Below are 16,690 nucleotides of genomic sequence, written 5' to 3'. Positions count from 1 at the left end.
TCCCCATGTCGCCAAACCACGTCGCCGAACTGGTCGAACTGCTGCAACTGGAGCAGCTGGAGGACAACCTGTTCCGTGGCCAGAGCCGCGACATCGGCACCCGCTTCGTGTTCGGCGGCCAGGTGCTCGGCCAGGCGCTGGCGGCGGCGCAGCAGACGGTGGACGTGGCGCGCGAGGCGCATTCGCTGCACGCGTATTTCCTGCGCGCCGGCGACATCGAGGCACCGATCGTCTACAACGTGGAGCGCACCCGCGACGGCGGCACGTTTTCCTCGCGGCGGGTGGTGGCGATCCAGCACGGCCAGCCGATCCTGAACGGTTCGATCTCGTTCCAGTTGCCCGAGCACGGGGTGGAGCACCAGACCACCATGCCCGAGGTGCCCGCGCCCGAGGACGTGGAGCCACTGCATCCCCTGCCGCCCGATGAGCTGGAGCGGCTGCCGGTGAAGTTGCAGCGCTGGCTGGGTATCGACGGCCCGTTCGAGTTTCGCCAGGTGTGGCCGCGCGACGAGCGCCACCCGGCCAAGCGGCCGCCGATCCAGCACATCTGGTTCAAGCTCACCTCGCCGATCGACGACGCGGCCATCCTGCATCGCGCACTGCTGGCGTACGCCTCGGATTTCCACCTGATCGGCACCGCCACCCTGCCGCACGGCATCTCCTACCTGACCCACAACGTGCAGATGGCCAGCCTCGACCATGCGCTGTGGTTCCATCGCCCGTTTCGCGTCGACGAATGGCTGCTGTACTCCTTCGACAGCCCCACCGCCCAGGGCGGACGCGGGCTGGCGCGCGGGCAGATATTCAGCCGCGACGGCGTGCTGGTGGCATCGACCGCGCAGGAAGGCCTGATCCGGCTGCGGGCGGAATAACCAGCCGCGCGGCTTGCTTTCGGCAGCCTGCTAGACTGCCCGCATGCGCCTGATCTACACCTCCCCCCGTGCCGAAAACATCGATCGCGTGGTCGCCTTGCTGGCCGAGCACGACATCGAAAGCACGGTCACCAACCGCTCCCGGTACAACCGGCCCAGCTACGATCGCTTCAGCTATTCGGCGCAGTTCGACGACCGCAATCGCTGGCCGCAGGTATGGGTCACCCGTGCCGATGATTTCACCCGCGCCCGCGTGCTGCTGCGCGAGCTGGGCATCGAGCCGGTGATCCGCCATGGCGAGGAGCTGGCCGAAGCACGCAACCCCTCGCCCGTCACAAAGCGCAAGAACGCCGTGGCGCGGGCGCGCCGGATCGCGCTGGCCGTGCTGCTGGCGGCGTTTGCAATGGTGATGCTGCGTTACATGCACGTGATCTGAAGTGCCACCCACGGGAGGCATAGAATCAGCCAATGCGCTCCGAACAAGTCCGCCTGTTCCAGACCTTGCCGCACCCCTGCGGGTATTTCGCCGGGCGCAGCGCGCAGAACCTGGTGATCGACCCGGCCGCGCCGCAGCTCGATGCGCTGTACGGCCCGGCGCTGGAGCGCGGCTTTCGCCGCGCCGGTGGACACCTTTATTTTCCGCACTGCCCGCAGTGCAACGCCTGCACGCCATGTCGCATCGATGCGGAAAACTTCCGCCCCGACCGCTCGCAGCGGCGCTGCCTGAAGCGCAATGCCGACCTCACCGTGGTGGAGGCGATGGCCGGCTATACGGCCGAACGCCACGCGCTGTACGCGAGCTACCTGAAAAGCCGCCACCCCGACGGCGGCATGGACGATGCCGAGGCCAGCGACTTCACCCGCTTCCTCACCGCGCCATGGAGCCCCACCCTGTTCCTGGAACTGCGCCTGGGGCCACGCCTGCTGGGCGTGGCGGTGACCGACGTGTGCCCTGCCGGACTGTCGGCGGTGTACACCTTCTTCGACCCGACGGAGCAATCGCGCAGCCTGGGCACGTTCGCCATCCTGCAACAGGTCGCGCTGGCGCGGCGGCGCGCCGTGCCGTGGCTGTACCTGGGTTTCTGGATCGAGGGCCACCCGAAGATGGACTACAAGCGCCGCTTCCGGCCGCTGCAGGTGCGCCGCCCCGATGGCTGGAAAACGCTGGGCGAGGAGTGAGTAAAGAGGAGTGAGGAGTGAGTAAAAGCGTTTTCGACTCCCTCGCGCACTCGACTGCGGAGTGCCGTTCTCTCACTCCTCACTTCTCTTCACTCACTTCCAGCTTCAACGGGTAGGGAAACAATTTCTCCAGCGGAATCGACAGGCCGTCGTCGCCGACCACGCGGCAGTGGCTGCGGTTGAGCTGGCGCGGTTCGGCCACGCCGCAGCTGTGCGCGATGATGCCCACTTCGTGCATCACGTTGCGGGCGTAGTGGAAGACCCGCTCGCTCTTGTCCGCCACCACCAGGCCACGCTGCAGCTTTGGGTTTTGCGTGGTGATGCCGGTGGGACAGGTGTTGCGGTTGCACTGCAGCGACTGTATGCAGCCCAGCGCCAGCATGAAGCCGCGGGCAGAGTTGACGAAATCCGCGCCTACCGACAACGCCCACGCCACATCGTAGGCGGTGATGCATTTGCCCGAGCAGACCACCTTGATGCGTTCACGCAACCCCTTGACGATCAGCATATCAAGCAAGGCCGGCAGCGCCTCGTGCAGTGGCAGGCCCACACCTTCCATCAGCGTCTGCGGCGCCGCACCGGTGCCGCCCTCGGAGCCGTCCACGATGATGAAATCCGGCGCACTCTCGATGCCGCGGCGGGCGATCTCGTCGCACATCTGGCCGATCCACTCGACCCCGCCCAGCACCGCCTTGAAACCCACCGGCTTGCCGGTCAGTTCGCGGATGTGGTCGATCGCATCGAGCAGTTCCTGCACGTTGCCGATGTCCAGGTGACGGTTCGGGCTCTGCGAATCCTCGCCCACCGGGATGCCGCGGATCGCCGCGATCTCGGCCGTCACCTTCGCCCCCGGCAGCAGGCCGCCCATGCCGGGCTTGGCGCCCTGACCGAGCTTGATGCTGACCATCTTCACCTGGGGATGGGCGCAGATCGCCAGCAGCTTGCCGTCGTCCAGCTTGCCCTCGGGCGTGCGCACGCCGTACTTGGCGGTGCCGATCTCGAAGATGATGTCGCAGCCGCCTTCCAGGTGGTACGGCGCCAGCCCGCCCTCGCCGGTATCCATCCAGATGCCCGCCTTGGCCGCGCCACGAGAGAGCGCGCGCACCGCCGGCGCGGACAGCGCGCCGAAGCTCATCGCGGAGATGTTGAAGAACGCCGCATGGCTGTACGGCTCGCGCGCATACGGGCCGATGGTGACCGGCATCGGTTCGACGTGGTCCACGCCCAGATCGGGGAATGGCGCGTTGACGAAGAACGGCACGCCCTCGCCCCGCAGGTCGCGGCTGGAGCCGAACGCACCGGTGTTGTCCACATTCTTGGCCGCGCGGTATACCCAGGTGCGTTGCGCGCGGTTGAACGGCATTTCCTCGCGGTCGCTGGAATACAGGTACTGGCGAAAGAACTCGCCCAGGTGCAGGAACCAGTAACGGAAGTGGCCGATCACCGGGAAATTGCGCAGCACCGCGTTGCCGGTCTGGTTGCGGTCCACCAGCCAGGTCACCAGCAGCACCACCACGAACAGCGCCAGCAGCAACACGAACAGCGCGGCCAGCGTCTCGACCAGGACGATCAGCCAGTGCGCGAAACCGGTGGATGGCATGCGGTGCTCCTTGGTGTGTGTTGGACGCTTGCGCTACAGCTCGACGCGCAACTTCGCGGCAGCGCGCACGGCCTTGTCGACCGCCGCCTCCAGTGTATCGGCACGCGCCAGAGTGACGGCCATGCGGCGCCGCCCCCTGACCGCAGGCTTGCCGAACAGGCGCAGTTGCGTATCCGCCTCGGCCAGCGCGTCGGCCACACCGTGGTAGCGCGGCCCGGCGCCATTGCCTTCCACCAGCACCGCGCACGACGCCGAGGGGCCGTGCTGATGGATCACCGGGATCGGCAGACCCAGGATCGCCCGCGCATGCAGCGCGAACTCGGAAAACTCCTGCGAGATCAGCGTGACCAGGCCGGTGTCGTGCGGCCGCGGGCTGACCTCGGAGAAGATCACCCGATCCCCCTTGACGAAAAACTCCACGCCGAACACGCCCCAGCCGCCCAGCGCGCCGGTGACCGCGGCCGCCTGCCGCTGCGCTTCGGCGTGGGCGGCCCGGCTCATCGGCTGCGGCTGCCACGATTCGCGATAATCGCCGTGCTCCTGCCGGTGCCCGATCGGCGCGCAAAAGCTCACCCCGTCGACGTGGCGCACGGTGAGCATGGTGATCTCGTAATCGAAGTCGACGAAGCCCTCGACGATCACCCGCCCCTTGCCGGCACGTCCGCCGGATTGCGCGTACTCCCAGGCATGCTGCAGCTCGTCGGCACTGCGCACCACGCTCTGGCCCTTGCCGGATGAACTCATCACCGGCTTGACCACGAACGGATAGCCGATCGCGGCGGCCGCCTCGCGGTACTGCGCTTCGTCGTCGCAGAAGCGGTACGGCGATGTCGGCAACTGCAGCTCCTCGGCCGCCAGCCTGCGGATGCCTTCGCGATCCATCGTGAGCCACGCGGCGCGGGCGGTGGGGATCACCCGCTGGCCTTCCTTCTCCAGCTCGATCAGGGTCGGCGTGTGGATCGCCTCGATCTCCGGCACCACCAGGTCGGGCTTCTCCAGCTCGATCACGGAGCGCAGCGCGGCGCCGTCCAGCATGTCGATGACGTGGCTGCGATGGGCGACCTGCATCGCCGGCGCGTCGGCATAGCGATCCACCGCGATCACCTCCACCGCATAGCGCTGCAGCTCGATCGCCACTTCCTTGCCGAGCTCGCCGGCGCCCAGCAGCAGCACGCGCAGGGCATGGTCGGTATGGGGCGTGCCGAATGGCTTCACGGGAGTCTCCGGTGCGGACAAACCGGCATTGTATGCGGCCGCGCGCGGGCTCCGGCGGCCGCACGGGCGGCGCGCCGGAAGCCTGCTTGCATTGGATATCATTTTGATATCTACTTCTCCCACCTCTGGGGAGACCACTCATGAACGAACATCAAGGCTTTTCCGTCGCCGGCATTCCCTTCGTCGGCTTCTGCCTGGCAATGGCCGCGATCGGCGTGTGGCTGGTGGTCGGCGCCATCCACGGCCATCCGGAAGCCCCGCCGCTGGCGCAGCTGCTTGCCGGCATGATCGTTCTGGCGATCGACGTGTTTCTGCTCAAGGGCTTTTTCCAGGTCGCGCCGAACGAGGCGCAGGTGCTGCAGCTGTTCGGCAAGTACGCCGGCAGCGTGCGCATCGAGGGCCTGCGCTGGACCAACCCGTTCTATTCGCGCCAGCGCATCTCGCTGCGCGTGCGCAACTTCGAGAGCGGCAAGCTGAAGGTCAACGACAACGACGGCAACCCGATCGAGATCGGCGCGGTGGTGGTGTGGCAGGTGCTGGACACCGCCGAGGCGGTGTTCTGCGTGGACGACTACGAGGATTTCGTGCACATCCAGAGCGAATCCGCGCTGCGCCAGATGGCGCAGAGCTACCCGTACGACGCCCACGACGACGGCCAGCCTTCACTGCGCAGCCACGGCGAGGTGATCAACAACCATCTGCGCGACGAGATCCAGGCGCGGCTGGAGAAGGCCGGCGTCGAGGTGATCGAGGCGCGCATCAGCCACCTCGCCTACGCCCAGGAAATCGCCCAGGCCATGCTGCAGCGACAGCAGGCCGGCGCGATCATCGCCGCCCGCACCCGCATCGTCGAAGGCGCGGTCAGCATGGTCGGCATGGCGCTGGAGCAGCTGCGCGCGCAAGGCGTGGTCGAGCTCGACGAGGAGCGCAAGGCGACGATGGTCAGCAACCTGCTGGTGGTGCTGTGCGGCGAACGCGGCACCCAGCCGGTGCTGAACACCGGCACCTTGTACTAGCTCCGTGGCCGGCGACAAGAAAGCCTATCCGCTGCGCATCAGCGCCGCCGTGCTCGAGGCCATGCAACGCTGGTCGGACGACGAGTTGCGCAGCGTCAACGCCCAGATCGAATACGTGCTGCGCGAGGCGCTGCGCAAGGCCGGCCGGCTGAAGGCCGGCAAGACCGAGCCGGCGCCCGACAGCGACGAGAGCTGACGACAGCCCGATCATCGCCCGGCCATCGTCACCGGCTGCAACTGCGGAAGCCTCAGCAGGCTTCCACCGGATTGCGGTCCGCCGCTCACGAACAGCCATGGCCCCAGCTGTGCGATGCGACGTACCGGCGGCAGGCCGTCGGCGGCACCCAGGCGCCGCAGCGGCCGACCGTCGTCGGCGTCGTAGACGACCAGTTCGCGCGTTGCCGGATCGATCACCAGCAGCCAGTCATGCGCGGCATCCTGCCAATGCACCAGCTGATTCACCGCGGGAAGCGCGCCGGTTTCATCGGGTGCCGAAAACCACGACCACGACAGCCACGCCGACAGCAACACGAACAGCGCGAGGCCGTATCGGCGCAGGCGGCGCGGCCCTTGTCCGGTCCACGCGGTCAGGTCGGAGCGACGCCAGGGTGAGATGCGCATGTCCATGCCGGCACCCTGCCGCTCGACGATGACCGCCGCATGACACGCGCCGGAACTATTCGTGACGCGGCCGCAGCGCCCACCCCAGCGCCAGCCATCCCGTGACGAAGGCCAGCCCGCCGAACGGCGTGACGATGCCGACCCAGCGCGGCGCGCCCAGCGCGAGCGCGTACAGGCTGCCGCTGAACAGCACGATGCCCGCGGCAAACGCCGCGGTCGCCAGCCGGCCACCGCGGCCGCGACCGAGCGCGACCGCGAGGGCCAATGCCAGCGCATGCCAGGCGTGGTACTCCACCGCGGTGTGCCACAGCTCGATGCCGCGGGCATCCAGCACGCCACGCAAGGCATGTGCACCGAACGCGCCGAGCAGCACCGCGCTGGCGCCGGCAAGGCCGACCAGCAGAGCGGGACGGACATGGGCAGGTTGTCGCATCGGCGGCGGATCTCCGGCCGAACCGGCCCGGCGGCGCGGTCGGTGTCGTATGCTTGAACGGATGAAGATTCCGGATTTTCGCATGAAGCCCCGCTACCTGACGTGCCTTGCGCTGCTGTTGCTGCTTGCCGTTGGCGCCTTGCTGGGCGGGTGCCGGCACGACCAGCCGCCGTTCCGGCTGACCAATATCAGCGGGCACATGCCGAACCTGGATTTCAAGCTCACCGACGACAACGGCAAGGCGGTGACCGGCGCCGACTATCGCGGCAAGGTGGTGCTGCTCTATTTCGGCTACACCCACTGCCCCGACGTCTGCCCGCTGACCCTGGCCCAGCTGCACGTGGTGATGCAGCGGCTGGGGCCGTTGGCGGACGGTGCGCGCATCCTGTTCGTCAGCGTCGATCCGGCGCGCGACACGCCCGCGGTGATGCATGCCTACGTGAACGCGTTCGACAAGCGCGCGGTGGGGCTGGTGGGAAGCGCGCGCGCGGTCGAGGCCTTGAGCAAGCGCTATCGCTCGGCCTTCACCCGCGAACCGGGCGACCCCGACGGCAACTACGAGGTGAGCCACAGCTCGGCCATCTACATTTTCGACCGCGACGGCAAGGCACGCCTGCTGGCCACGCCATCGGCCTCGCAGGACGACCTCGTCCACGACCTGCACCTGCTGCTCGACACCGGAGCCACGCCATGAAATACCGATTGCCGCTTGTGCTCGCCAGCCTGTTGCTGGCCGGCGGCGTGCAGGCCAGCGCGGCCGACCACGTCCACGCCAGCCACGCCTGGATTCGCGTGCTGCCCGGCGACCTCCCCGCCGGCGCCTACGTGACGCTGCACAACGACAGCGCGCAACCGGTGGCCCTGACCGGCGCCAGCAGCGCGGCCTACGCCGAGGTGATGCTGCATCAAAGCTCGACCGCGGGCGGCATGAGCCGCATGAGCATGGTCGACACACTGACCGTGCCGGCGCATGGCGATGTGGCGCTGGCCCCGGCCGGCTACCACCTGATGCTGATGAAGGCGAAGACGCCGGTGAAACCCGGCGACACCGTCCGGTTGACGCTGACGTTCAGCGACGGCAGCACGCTGGCCACCGATTTCCTGGCGCGCCCGGCCAATGCCATCGATGCGGGCGAGCCGCACGCCGGTCACTGAACGGCGCTACGCGGAATGGCCCACTTCCGTACGACGCGGCGGCGGCCTTCGCGGCAGGCGGCCGTTGCGTGACAGCCGCAGCCATTGGCGCAGCGCCATCAACGCGCCGATCGATTCCAGCAGGGCCGACGGCACCCAGATGATGACGCCGCCGATCAGCTGGCCGGTGAGCACGTTGAAGGTGAACGCGCGACCGCAGATCTCGAAGATCGGGTAGAGATCAGTGTGCGAGAACGTGATGATGGCGCCGGCCACGATCTGCGGCGTCATGGTGATCCCCGGCGACAGTACGCGCAGCCCGGCGGTCATCCGCCCCGGCGGGTGCGGCCGGTGGTCCAGCACCAGCGACCAGTAGGCGAATCCGCTGATCAGCATGCTCCAGTTCATGAAGCGGTAGATGCGCCAGTCCAGCATCGCCAGGGTCTGCATCGAGGGGATCAGCCACACCAGGATGAAGGCGATGAACAGCACCGTAGCCACGGTGGGATTGAGCAGCACGCCGGTCACCACGCGCCACGGCCACGAACGCCGCAGCGGCACCCACAGCCGCATGCGCCACGAGAACGGCATGCCCGCGCGCAGCGCCGTACCGGGGAACGCGGTGACGATCAGCAGTGGCGCCAGATGGTGCAGCAGCAATTGCTGGACGCGGTGCACGAGGAATTCGTGCTCGGCGTAGTAATCAAGATAGGTGTGCAGCGACAGGTAGATGATCGCCATGCCGCTCCAGAACGCCAGCTTGCGGGCAAAGCTCACCGGCACGCGGCGACTGCCGCGCCAGTACAGCACGCAGGCCAGCGCGAAAGACACCAGGAAGATCCACGAGAACTCCCACGGCACGATCCATTTCAACAGCGTTGCGATCACGTCAGGACACCACTACGAATCCGCACGGACGGGCCAGTGCGATCCCGCCAGCATAATCGGGCACGACGCCGGAGTCCGTGCCGCGGGCACGGCGGGCTTGCGGCAGATTGCCGCCCTCACGAGCGCCGGCGCCGGCTGTGCCGCGTGCGCCGCCAGCCGTAGAGCAGGCCGATCAGGATCACCAGCGCCGGCACCAGCACGATATTGATGAACTTCAGGCGCAGGCCCAGCGCGTCGATCTCCGCGTTCAACTGGTGCTGCACGTTGCGCAATTCGGTATGGATCACCATCTGGCGCTGGCGGAACTGCTCGATCTCGCGGCGCTGCTCGGTGGTGAGCGTGTCGCTGTTGGCGCCCTTGGGCGGCTGCAGCTCCTCCAGCCGGCGCCGCGTGTCGGCCAGCTCGCGCTCCAGCTCCTGCTTCTTCTGCAGGAACTTCTGGTCGGCCACGTTGCGCAAGGCCTGCACGCGGGTGAACGGCCGCTGCGAGGTGGCGCGGCCACGGATCGACAGCAGCGCGGACGAACCGCTGAGGTTGTCCACCATGTTGGCGACGAAATCGCCGTTGTTGGCGAACGCGCTCATCATCGGCTGGCCCAGGATGTTCTGCGTCTCCACCCACAACCGGTCGCTGAGCAGATCGGTGTCGGCCACCAGCACCACCTCGGCGTTGCCGCGCGAAGCGACCAGATGGCCGCTCTCGCCCGAGCGCTCGGGGAACGCGCTGTGGAACGGGCCCTGCAGCCGCGCCGCCAGCACATAGTGGACGTTGTCGGGCTGGTAGTCCTGCAGCAGCGAGGCGGGGTCGGCGCTGGCCTGCATGGTGCGCTGGGTGGAAACCGCCTCGGCATCGCCGGTGCTCTGGAACAGGGGAATCAGCCGCGTGCTGGCGTCGGCGGCAAGCTCGAAATAGCCGGCCGTGGAAAGGTTCACGCGCTGCAGGCTGGCGGTGATGACGTCGTTGCGGTTGAGCTCCTGCGCACCCAGGCCCAGCATCGCCGGATGGTTGAGGCTGCTGCCGGCCAGCTCGATCTGCAGGGCGCGCGAACGATCCAGCACGACCTTGCGCGGGTCGTACATCACGCCCCATGCCGCGAACAGCCGCGGCAGGTCGGAGCTGTGTTCGGGCAAGACGCCACCGACGTCGTACGGAGAGCCTTGCATCTCGGCATCGGGATCGACGAATACCGCCAGGTGACCACCGCCCAACAGGTACTGGTCGATTGCGTACAAGGCGTCGGCCGACAGGTGCGTGGGCTGGATCAGCCACAGCATCTTGAGATGGGGGTCCACCCGCTTCACTTGCGCCGGGTCCAGCATCCGCAGATCGAACAGCTGGCCCAGCTGGCGCATCACCGCCCACGGCTGCTGCCCCAGGATCGGCTTGCCCTCCACCGGCAGCGAACTGATCACGCCGATCGGCGGCTTGCGCACCTGGTCGAGCTCATACAGCAGCTTGGCGATGTCGTATTCCAGGAACGCCTCGCGCGCGGGGTCGAAGAAGGCGATGCTCAATGCCTTTTCCGGCACCTGGTTGATGGCGCCGTTCTCGCTGTCGGGCGAAAGCCGGCTGCCGGCCAGGCCGAAGAACACCCGCTCGCCATTGCTGCCGCCGCTGGCGGCCGTCAGCCCGCTGCCTTCGGCATTGGCCTCGTCGTCGGAGTACGGCACCGGGTCGATGATCTGCAGCCGGATCCGGCCGTGCGAACGCGCCACCATTTCCTGCAGCATCTCGCGCACGCGCTGCTCGTAGCTGCGCAGTTGCGGCAGGTCGCGCGTGGCGTGCTCGGAGAAGTACAAGGTGAGTTTCAGCGGCCGCTGCAGGCCATCGACGATGTGCAGCGTGCCGGGCGACAAGGTGTAGAGCTTGTCGGCGGTGAGGTCGATGCGTACCGCATGCATCCAGCGGCTGGTGGTCACGATCAGCGGCACGAACACCAGCACCAGCAACGCCAGCGCCATGTACAGCAGGGAGCTGCGCGTCAGCTGGCGCGGCCGGGTCAGGAAGGCGGGCAAGCGCAGGCGCGGCATGGGTCAGCGCGTCCTTTTCAGGTCGAGCAGCAACACGCCGGCCACCAGCCAGCCCACGATGCTGAGCAGGAAATACAGCATGTCGCGCAGGTCGAGCACGCCGCGCGCGATCGAGCCGAAATGGCGCAGCATGCTCAGGTGTGCCACCGCGTTGATCAGCTTGCGCGGCAAGGTGCCCTGAAAAAATTCGAGCACCTGCGGCTGGCCGACCAGGATCAGCAGCACGCAGACCAGCGCGGTGAGGATGAACGCGATCACCTGGCTGCGCGTCAACGCCGACAGGCACGCGCCGATCGCCACGAACGTGCCGGCCATCAACCAGCTGCCCAGGTAACCGGCCAGGATCACGCCGTTGTCCGGCGAGCCGAGATAGTTGACCGTGATCCAGATGGGAAAGGTGAGCCCCAGCGCCAGCCCGATGAACAGCCACGCCGCCAGGAACTTGCCCAGCAGCGCCTGCCACAACGTCACCGGCAGCGTCAGCAGCAGCTCCAGCGTGCCGCCCTTGGCTTCCTCGGCCCACATGCGCATGGTGATCGCGGGCACCAGGATCAGGTACAGCCACGGATGCATCACGAAAAACGGCTGCAGGTCGGCCTGGCCGCGCGCATAGAAATCGCCCGCGTAGAAGGTGAGGATGCCGGCGAGCACCAGGAAGATCACCAGGAACACGTACGCCACCGGCGTCACGAAATAGCTGCGCAGCTCGCGTCGCAGCACCGCGCTGACCGGGCTCATGCGACGCCCGCCGTGCCGGTGGTGATCTGCCGGAAAACCTCGTCCAGCCGGCCGCGTTCGAGCTGGATCTCCGACACCTCCAGCCCCTGCTCGCGCAGCAGCATCTGCACCGGCTCCAGGATGCGCATGCCGGGCTTCGGGAATACGGTGATGCGCCCGTCCAGCGGGTCCACCTCGATCGCGGCAACCTGCGGCAACCGCCCCAGCATCTCCTGCGACACGCCGCTGCCCGGCGCGCTGAACGATACCGCGCCGTGATAGCGCGACCGCGCCTCGAGCTCCGCCGGGGTGGCGTCGGCCATCAGGCTGCCGTGCGCGATGATCACCACGCGGTTGCACAGCGCGTGCACTTCTTCCAGCAGGTGCGTGGAGATGAGGATGGTGCGCTCGCGCGCCATGGTGTCGATCAACTGGCGCACGGCGTGCTTCTGGTTCGGGTCCAGGCCGTCGGTGGGCTCGTCCAGCATCAGCACCGGCGGGTCATGCAGGATCGCCTGGGCCAGGCCAACCCGCCGCCGCAAGCCCTTGGACAGCGTGTCGATGCATTGCTCCAGCACGTCGTCCAGTTGCAGCAGGTGCACCACTTCGTCGACGCGCCGGTAACCGACGTCCGGCTTCAACCGGCGCATGCGCACGATGAACTGCAGGAACTCGCGCACCGTCAGCTCGCCGTAGCTGGGCGCGCCTTCCGGCAGATAACCCAGCGCCCGCTTTGCCTGCAACGGTTCGCGCCGGATGTCGTAGCCGCATACCCGCGCCGTGCCCGAGGTGGGCGCCAGGAAGCCGGCGATCATCCGCATGGCGGTGGATTTGCCTGCCCCGTTCGGCCCCAGCAGGCCCAGCACCTGGCCCGGCTCGGCGCGGATGCTCAGCGCATCCACCGCGGTCAGGTGGCCATAGCAACGGGTGAGATGATCGGTTTCTATCATGTCCGGTCGGGGATCGGGAACGGTGGCTGCGCTCGAGGCGCCGCCGCCATCGAAACAATGTACCGCAAGCGGTGAAGCGTTCGGCGAAGGGCTGACCGAATGCAAAAAAAGAAAGGCTCCTCCGTCAGGAAGAGCCCTTCTCTGGTGCCGCGGTCGCTGCTTACTCGCCTGCCGGCGCTTCGCTGCTGCTGGCCGGCGCCACGCTGCTGGCCGGAGCCGGTGCCGAACCGGCCTCGGCCGGGGCCTCCTCCAGGGACGGCGGCTTCATGCCGGCGGCCTGCTCCGGAGTCTGGTCCGGTGCGTTGCTGAGCGGCAGGTAGATCTCGAACTGCGAGTACGTCTCGACGTTGTCGCCGACCTTGGTCTGGATGTTGTACGGGCGGTTGACCACGTCGTCGAAGGTGTAGCCATGCGTCTGCGCATAGGCCTTCAGCATGTCGCGGGTCTGCGGCACACCGGCGAACGTGCCGTTCCAGATGCCACGCAGGGCGGGGCCACCGAAGGCCAGTGTGGCGCGGACATTGCCGTCGACCACCAGGCGGCCGTAGCGATCACGGCTGTCCACGGCGAGGGGGGCACTGTCGGCCTCGGCGCTGCTGCTCGCTTCGGCCGGCGCCGCGCCCGGCACGCCCAGCGCCGGCGGCGTGGGCGGGGTCAGCTGCTCGGCCTGCCCGTTGATGGTGACGCTGGTGCTGTCGATCGGCAGCGCCACATCGAAGGTGTAGGTCTGGTCGCCGTAGTTGGTGGTGAACACGATCCGCGGACCGGTCACGTTCACGCCCAGCTTCTTGGCGGTGGCCTGCAACTGCGCCACGGCCTTCTCGGTGGCCGCATCGAAGCCCTCGAGGCCGTCCTTGCGCGCGATCGAGGTGGGCACCAGCAACACCGGCGTCTGCTGGGTCTGCACGATGTACGGGATCAGCTCGGAATAGTCGATGTTGGGCACCGACGCCAGCGCGTTCTGCAGGTTGGTGAGGCTGACGTCCACGAAGGAGTCCGGATCGCCGTGGATGTACAGGTTGGCGAAACGGTTGACCAGGTTCCAGCCGTAGGCCACGTCATAGGACCAGGTGACCTCGGTCAGCTGGCCGCGGCTGCCCTGGCGCTCGAGGTCGAGGGTGAAGTGCTTGTCCTGGCCGCGCCAGTCGTTGTCCAGGTTCCAGACGATGCTGGCGGTCTTGGTGGCGCTGGTGATCTGGTCGAACGACGGCGTCGCGCTGGCGATCGTCAGCTTGCCGTTGCCGACCTTCTCGTTGCTGCTGCTCCAGCTCAGCTCGGCACCGGGACCGTAGGCGTTGCCGGAGAAGGTGAACTTGGTATTCCGATCGTACGACCGCAGCACCGAGAACTCGGGCACGCGGCGAAGATTGTCGAGCACGTCGTAGACCTGCCGCATGTCCTTGCCGATTACCAGCGACCGCTCCACGTGACCGTGGCCCGGCATGACCACACCCGCCACCACGCCGACCAGGGCGACGATGATCAGGGCAACAAAAAATTCAAGGACACGCATCATTCCAAGGGTCTCCGAACGTCTCTACGCAGTACCAGGATGGCAGTACCAGGATGGTCTCCCCAACCGCGTGGCGCGGTGCCTCCCATGAGCCACTGCAGGGACGCAAAAAGGGGGTCGGCAATTGCCGAAGCTACGGATGTTACTTGCTCGCGGGCTGGAACGCTATTGCCGGGAATATCCATATGGATGGCCACGGGAAACGGCCCCTGAACCCCGTTCCGGCAGCCGCGGCGAGCCGCTTTCCGCCCTCGCCCGCTGCCGCGGCGCCCGGCCGAAAACGAACCGTCGCCGCGGGACGACGCCGTTTCAGACGATGCCCAGCTCCAGCGCCTTCAATACGGCACGGGTACGATCGCGGACGCCCAGCTTGGAGAGAATGTTGGACACGTGGTTTTTCACCGTGCCCTCGGCCACCTTCAGCGAGTTGGCGATCTCCTTGTTGCTGTAGCCGCCGGAAAGCAGCCGCAGGATCTCGGTTTCGCGCTCGGTCAACGGGTCGGGCTGCTCCAGGCTGGTGAACTGGTTCTGCATGCGCGCCACGCCGGCCATCAGGCGCTGGGTGACCATCGGCGCCACCAGCGAGCCGCCGCCGGCCACCACCCTTACCGCTTCCACCAGTTGCTCCAGCGACACATCCTTCAACAGGTAACCGCGCGCACCGGCCTTCAGGCCCTGCAGGACCAGCTGGTCGTCGTCGAAGGTGGTGAGGATGATGGTGGGCGGCAGCTCGTTGCGCGACGCCAGCGTCTGCAGCACTTCCAGCCCGCTCATGTTGGGCATGCGCAGGTCCAGCAGCACCACGTCGGGCTTGATCCGCGGAATCTCCCGTATCGCCTGGGCGCCGTCGGCGCATTCGGCCACGACGCGGATGTCGGCCGCGAGATCCAGCAGCGAACGTACGCCCTGGCGCACCAGATTCTGGTCGTCGACGAGACAAACGGAAATCATCGCGCATCCTCAAGCAGTAGGCCCATGGGCGGTGTCGACACGGCGCATCGCCCCCGTCAACGCAGCATTCTTGCATGTCCATGCGGGCCACGGAAAACCGCGGCCGCTGGCCGCAACCTTCCACGCCGGCATCGCCGTGCCGCTGGCGGGACGCGCCCGTCAGGGCATCCGCAGCGCCGGCGGGTCGAAACGGGTGGGTGCGTGGGCCAGTGCCGGGTGTTCCCCCAGCGGCAATCGCACCGACAACGCAAAGCCGCGGCTGACGCCGGTATCCAGGGTGACGCTGCCGCCGAACTCGGCCAGCCGTTCGCGCATGCCCGACAGTCCGTTGCCGGGTTTGACGTGGGCCGCGCCACGGCCATCGTCGCGCGCCTGCAGGCCGACCACGCTGGCTTCGGCATAGGCGAAATCCAGCCACAGGTTGCGCGCGCCGGCGTGGCGGGCGGCGTTGGTGATGATCTCCTGCGCGCAACGCAGCAACACGTGGGCCCGCCGCGGATCTTCCACGCTGAAACGCGGCGGCATCTCCACGTGAATTTTCAGGCCGGGGACACCGTCGGTCAGCGTGCGCAGGGCCCGGGTGAGGTCGACCGCATCGTCCTGGCGCAATTCGCTCACCGCCTCGCGCACATCGGACAGCAGATGCCGCGCCGTGCTCTGCGCCTTGCGTACATGCGCGCCCGCCGCCTCGTTCGTGAGATGGCTGGCCACTTCGAGATTGAGGCTGAGCGCGGTGAGGTGATGGCCGATCACGTCGTGCAGGTCGCGCGCGATGCGCATGCGCTCGGCGAGGCGGCTGGACTCGGCCAGCAGCGCCCGCGTCGCGCGCAACTCCGAGTTGAGGCGGCGCTGCTCCTCGCGCTCCTCCGCCTGCTGGCTGGCGATCGCCGAGGTGGTGAACACCAGCACGGAAATGCCCAGGTAGACACTGGCCTGCACGAAACCGATGGTGATGCTGTGGTCGTACTCCGGAAACGTGGCGAACACCGCCACCAGGCTCAGGTGCTGCAGCACCAGCCACAGGCCGCCCATCCAGAACGGCAGCAGCCACGGCAGCACCACCGAGGCCACCACCATCAGCATGGCCGACAGCCCGCTGTGGCTGTACCAGCCCACCGCCACCGCCGCTGCCGTCATCAGGGCCAGCCCCAGCAGCTTCAGCGCCGGATACCGGCGCGAGCCCAGGTTGCTGGTCAGCAGCCAGTACATCAGCCCGAACACCAGGTAGCAGAGCGTCCACAGCAGCAGCGAGAAACTGGGCCGCTGCAGCTGGTTCAGCCGCTCGGCCGCCCAGGTCGTGACCAGCGGGGTCCCGGCCGACAGATAGGTGAAGAAACCCGCATAGCGCAGCAGCAGGCGGATGTGATTGAAGAATGGCCAACGCATGGCGCGCATCATTGGCCGAGCCGGCCTCCAGCGCAATCCGCCGCGCCTCGCCGACCGGTGCTGCCCACCGCTTTACAAAGGTTTTACATGGACTTTCGCCGGTGTACGGGGCATGGCCGCATGGCATAATGGCGACTTTGCGAGGCCGTGCGTTGGCCTTTCCCCGACTCCATCAAGCGGAGCAA

18 protein-coding genes are annotated in these 16,690 nt (G+C 67.5%); 7 read left to right on the top strand and 11 right to left on the bottom strand.

Annotated features, from left to right (window positions below; translation table 11 throughout):
- The first annotated feature begins 5 nt into the window (after window positions 1-5).
- Genes ABD017_RS13005 through ABD017_RS12995 form a run of 3 tightly spaced genes read left to right on the top strand, consistent with a single transcriptional unit; the run spans window position 6 to window position 2,051 of the window.
- Window positions 6-872 carry an acyl-CoA thioesterase gene (locus ABD017_RS13005; RefSeq protein WP_343883212.1) on the top strand — a complete coding sequence of 289 codons (867 nt, stop codon included), beginning with the start codon at window positions 6-8 and terminating at the stop codon, window positions 870-872.
- Window positions 873-915: 43 nt separating this feature from the next.
- Complete coding sequence (locus ABD017_RS13000; protein WP_343883211.1) at window positions 916-1,308, top strand: hypothetical protein; 393 nt, start codon at window positions 916-918, stop codon at window positions 1,306-1,308.
- Between the two features lie 32 nt (window positions 1,309-1,340).
- A complete protein-coding gene (locus tag ABD017_RS12995) occupies window positions 1,341-2,051 on the top strand; it encodes an arginyltransferase (protein WP_343883210.1) in 711 nt (236 codons plus the stop codon).
- Window positions 2,052-2,130: 79 nt separating this feature from the next.
- Here ABD017_RS12995 and ABD017_RS12990 read toward each other — a convergent pair whose 3' ends face one another.
- Both ABD017_RS12990 and purT read right to left on the bottom strand, forming a co-directional pair.
- Complete coding sequence (locus tag ABD017_RS12990; protein WP_343883209.1) at window positions 2,131-3,651, bottom strand: FMN-binding glutamate synthase family protein; 1,521 nt, start codon at window positions 3,649-3,651, stop codon at window positions 2,131-2,133.
- A gap of 33 nt (window positions 3,652-3,684) precedes the next feature.
- On the bottom strand, window positions 3,685-4,866 hold the full coding sequence (gene purT / locus ABD017_RS12985) for a formate-dependent phosphoribosylglycinamide formyltransferase (protein ID WP_343883208.1): 1,182 nt from the start codon (window positions 4,864-4,866) through the stop codon (window positions 3,685-3,687).
- Between the two features lie 140 nt (window positions 4,867-5,006).
- Between purT and ABD017_RS12980 the strand changes: the two genes are divergently transcribed.
- Both ABD017_RS12980 and ABD017_RS12975 read left to right on the top strand, forming a co-directional pair.
- Window positions 5,007-5,882: an SPFH domain-containing protein gene (locus tag ABD017_RS12980; protein WP_343883207.1), complete on the top strand. Its 876-nt coding sequence runs from the start codon at window positions 5,007-5,009 to the stop codon at window positions 5,880-5,882.
- A gap of 4 nt (window positions 5,883-5,886) precedes the next feature.
- The gene (locus tag ABD017_RS12975) at window positions 5,887-6,078 is read left to right on the top strand and encodes a type II toxin-antitoxin system antitoxin (protein WP_343883206.1); all 192 of its coding nucleotides are present in this window, start codon (window positions 5,887-5,889) and stop codon (window positions 6,076-6,078) included.
- Window positions 6,079-6,089: 11 nt separating this feature from the next.
- Here the strand turns inward: ABD017_RS12975 and ABD017_RS12970 are convergent, their stop codons facing one another.
- Complete coding sequence (locus tag ABD017_RS12970; RefSeq protein ID WP_343883205.1) at window positions 6,090-6,503, bottom strand: hypothetical protein; 414 nt, start codon at window positions 6,501-6,503, stop codon at window positions 6,090-6,092.
- A 55-nt stretch (window positions 6,504-6,558) separates the two neighbouring features.
- A complete protein-coding gene (locus tag ABD017_RS12965; RefSeq protein ID WP_343883204.1) occupies window positions 6,559-6,936 on the bottom strand; it encodes a DUF423 domain-containing protein in 378 nt (125 codons plus the stop codon).
- An 82-nt stretch (window positions 6,937-7,018) separates the two neighbouring features.
- Between ABD017_RS12965 and ABD017_RS12960 the strand changes: the two genes are divergently transcribed.
- Both ABD017_RS12960 and ABD017_RS12955 read left to right on the top strand, forming a co-directional pair.
- Window positions 7,019-7,630, top strand: a complete 612-nt coding sequence (locus ABD017_RS12960; RefSeq protein ID WP_343883203.1) for an SCO family protein — start codon at window positions 7,019-7,021, stop codon at window positions 7,628-7,630.
- Complete coding sequence (locus ABD017_RS12955) at window positions 7,627-8,091, top strand: copper chaperone PCu(A)C (RefSeq protein ID WP_343883202.1); 465 nt, start codon at window positions 7,627-7,629, stop codon at window positions 8,089-8,091. Before ABD017_RS12960 ends, ABD017_RS12955 begins: the two co-directional genes overlap by 4 nt.
- A 6-nt stretch (window positions 8,092-8,097) precedes the next feature.
- Here the strand turns inward: ABD017_RS12955 and ABD017_RS12950 are convergent, their stop codons facing one another.
- The 7 genes from ABD017_RS12950 to ABD017_RS12920 form a co-directional block, all read right to left on the bottom strand.
- A complete protein-coding gene (locus ABD017_RS12950) occupies window positions 8,098-8,958 on the bottom strand; it encodes a cytochrome c oxidase assembly protein (protein WP_343883201.1) in 861 nt (286 codons plus the stop codon).
- 116 nt (window positions 8,959-9,074) lie between these two features.
- Complete coding sequence (locus tag ABD017_RS12945; protein WP_343883200.1) at window positions 9,075-10,988, bottom strand: Gldg family protein; 1,914 nt, start codon at window positions 10,986-10,988, stop codon at window positions 9,075-9,077.
- A gap of 3 nt (window positions 10,989-10,991) precedes the next feature.
- Entirely contained in the window at window positions 10,992-11,726 is a 735-nt protein-coding gene (locus ABD017_RS12940; protein ID WP_343883199.1) for an ABC transporter permease subunit, read from the bottom strand.
- A complete protein-coding gene (locus ABD017_RS12935; protein ID WP_343883198.1) occupies window positions 11,723-12,655 on the bottom strand; it encodes an ABC transporter ATP-binding protein in 933 nt (310 codons plus the stop codon). The genes ABD017_RS12940 and ABD017_RS12935 overlap by 4 nt, the downstream gene beginning before the upstream one ends.
- Before the next feature lie 160 nt (window positions 12,656-12,815).
- Window positions 12,816-14,171 carry an SRPBCC family protein gene (locus tag ABD017_RS12930; RefSeq protein WP_343883197.1) on the bottom strand — a complete coding sequence of 452 codons (1,356 nt, stop codon included), beginning with the start codon at window positions 14,169-14,171 and terminating at the stop codon, window positions 12,816-12,818.
- 306 nt (window positions 14,172-14,477) lie between these two features.
- Window positions 14,478-15,119, bottom strand: a complete 642-nt coding sequence (locus tag ABD017_RS12925; RefSeq protein WP_343883196.1) for a response regulator — start codon at window positions 15,117-15,119, stop codon at window positions 14,478-14,480.
- A gap of 159 nt (window positions 15,120-15,278) precedes the next feature.
- Window positions 15,279-16,505, bottom strand: coding sequence for a sensor histidine kinase (locus tag ABD017_RS12920; protein WP_343883195.1), 1,227 nt, complete (start codon window positions 16,503-16,505; stop codon window positions 15,279-15,281).
- Between the last annotated feature and the right edge of the window lie 185 nt (window positions 16,506-16,690).

It is taken from the genome of Rhodanobacter caeni (assembly GCF_039523575.1).
Classification (GTDB): domain Bacteria; phylum Pseudomonadota; class Gammaproteobacteria; order Xanthomonadales; family Rhodanobacteraceae; genus Rhodanobacter; species Rhodanobacter caeni.
The sequence above is the reverse complement of the archived record's forward strand: the minus strand, read 5'-3'. Positions and strand labels throughout refer to the sequence as shown.

Bases quoted from the DNA above. Each gene is read 5' to 3' on its own strand.
- ABD017_RS12945 (WP_343883200.1), bottom strand. From the start codon at position 10,988: ATGCCGCGCCTGCGCTTGCCCGCCTTCCTGACCCGGCCGCGCCAGCTG.
- ABD017_RS12935 (WP_343883198.1), bottom strand. From the start codon at position 12,655: ATGATAGAAACCGATCATCTCACCCGTTGCTATGGCCACCTGACCGCG.
- ABD017_RS12990 (WP_343883209.1), bottom strand. From the start codon at position 3,651: ATGCCATCCACCGGTTTCGCGCACTGGCTGATCGTCCTGGTCGAGACG.
- ABD017_RS13000 (WP_343883211.1), top strand. From the start codon at position 916: ATGCGCCTGATCTACACCTCCCCCCGTGCCGAAAACATCGATCGCGTG.
- ABD017_RS13005 (WP_343883212.1), top strand. From the start codon at position 6: ATGTCGCCAAACCACGTCGCCGAACTGGTCGAACTGCTGCAACTGGAG.
- ABD017_RS12970 (WP_343883205.1), bottom strand. From the start codon at position 6,503: ATGCGCATCTCACCCTGGCGTCGCTCCGACCTGACCGCGTGGACCGGA.
- ABD017_RS12980 (WP_343883207.1), top strand. From the start codon at position 5,007: ATGAACGAACATCAAGGCTTTTCCGTCGCCGGCATTCCCTTCGTCGGC.
- ABD017_RS12925 (WP_343883196.1), bottom strand. From the start codon at position 15,119: ATGATTTCCGTTTGTCTCGTCGACGACCAGAATCTGGTGCGCCAGGGC.
- ABD017_RS12965 (WP_343883204.1), bottom strand. From the start codon at position 6,936: ATGCGACAACCTGCCCATGTCCGTCCCGCTCTGCTGGTCGGCCTTGCC.
- ABD017_RS12995 (WP_343883210.1), top strand. From the start codon at position 1,341: ATGCGCTCCGAACAAGTCCGCCTGTTCCAGACCTTGCCGCACCCCTGC.
- ABD017_RS12960 (WP_343883203.1), top strand. From the start codon at position 7,019: ATGAAGCCCCGCTACCTGACGTGCCTTGCGCTGCTGTTGCTGCTTGCC.
- ABD017_RS12920 (WP_343883195.1), bottom strand. From the start codon at position 16,505: ATGCGTTGGCCATTCTTCAATCACATCCGCCTGCTGCTGCGCTATGCG.
- ABD017_RS12930 (WP_343883197.1), bottom strand. From the start codon at position 14,171: ATGATGCGTGTCCTTGAATTTTTTGTTGCCCTGATCATCGTCGCCCTG.
- ABD017_RS12940 (WP_343883199.1), bottom strand. From the start codon at position 11,726: ATGAGCCCGGTCAGCGCGGTGCTGCGACGCGAGCTGCGCAGCTATTTC.
- ABD017_RS12955 (WP_343883202.1), top strand. From the start codon at position 7,627: ATGAAATACCGATTGCCGCTTGTGCTCGCCAGCCTGTTGCTGGCCGGC.